The sequence below is a fragment of the Lactiplantibacillus sp. 30.2.29 genome (assembly GCF_018991255.1).
In the GTDB taxonomy this organism is placed as follows: domain Bacteria; phylum Bacillota; class Bacilli; order Lactobacillales; family Lactobacillaceae; genus Lactiplantibacillus; species Lactiplantibacillus pentosus.
This window is the reverse complement of record NZ_JAGYGU010000094.1, coordinates 1-1,154: the sequence shown is the minus strand read 5'-3', so window position 1 is coordinate 1,154 and position 1,154 is coordinate 1. Positions and strand designations below refer to the sequence as shown.

Annotated in this window: 1 protein-coding gene and 1 pseudogene; both read right to left on the bottom strand. The window is 41.5% G+C overall.

Annotation, left to right across the window (positions count from 1 at the left end; all coding sequences use genetic code 11):
• Nucleotides 1-16: 16 nt before the first annotated feature.
• Complete coding sequence (locus KGF65_RS16660) at nucleotides 17-532, bottom strand: hypothetical protein (RefSeq protein WP_056953181.1); 516 nt, start codon at nucleotides 530-532, stop codon at nucleotides 17-19.
• A gap of 307 nt (nucleotides 533-839) precedes the next feature.
• Nucleotides 840-1,154, bottom strand: a pseudogene (locus KGF65_RS16655) (plasmid replication protein); the annotation flags it as partial.

Genomic DNA, 1,154 nt, shown 5'->3' with positions numbered 1-1,154 from the left:
TATTACCTACAATATCTTAGGCACCAGCCATCGCGAATTGACTAAACAAATTAGTGCCAAATTGCAACATTACTAAGATTGCAATTACCACCACCAGGTTAGTGACAACCTCGTGTAATTTCGTCTTTGCCCGAAAAATATTCTCAACCAGCAAATAACCTAAACCAATCGTTAAAAGCGCAAATCCTAATAACACGATGGTCTTATAAAGGGTGCCCATTTCACCAACATTAAAATTAGCAAAAAAACCAAACAGTTTTAAAACCGCCATAAACACACTCTCTAAAGCTTGCGCCGTGTGATACAGGCCTAATAAAATCCACCCATTGACCGTCCCAATAATCTTCTGAACCGCTAAAATATCCGTGTGTAACACATTATGCCATTCTAAATAAAACTTTATTACTCTAGCCGTATTAGTCCCTTCTCCACCTCCAAAAAGCTTATCAATTAACTGATTATTATTAAGCAATGCTTCGGGCACTTGATACCCGGACGCTAGTACCACTAACCACTGAAAAAACGTTGTCATAACCAAACCCCTCACTTTCGATTTACAGTTAGCTTACCTACTGCTCATCAAAAGCAAGCAACACTACTCAACTGATAATGGCCGAATATTCCCGGCTTAAAACCCGCCTAGGCGGAGTAGCTTGAATCGTGATCATGCGTCTCACGTGAGAAGTTAGTTCTAAACGGTTTGGAGGCGACGGGACGACTAATAACTAAATAACACCCTAATCTAGCCCAGTTAACACCCAGCAGGCCTGCCCAGTCCCCAACCAAGAAACCCGTGTCCAGAACTATAGATACGTAATGGCATTTTAGAACACTAAATTCTAACCCGTATCTAGCAAATTCAATTGGGCATTGCGATGATGATCTTGGCGAGCATCAAGGCTCAATTGTTGTAGCGCCACTAATTCTTCTGAGGGTTCTAATAACCGAGCAACCGTTATCCAATAGTTTAATCGCTGTTGGCGTTGTAACCTCATCGCATGTTGTAACAAGCTACTACGAGTCGCAAACTTCGTTGCTTGCCGACCGCTACCTTTTTCACGATAAACTAAGCCTTGATCAATTAGATCTTTCAGGGCCTTGGTTAGACTACCTAAGCAAATATTTAATTCTTGGGAAATGTGCCGTAAAGACGT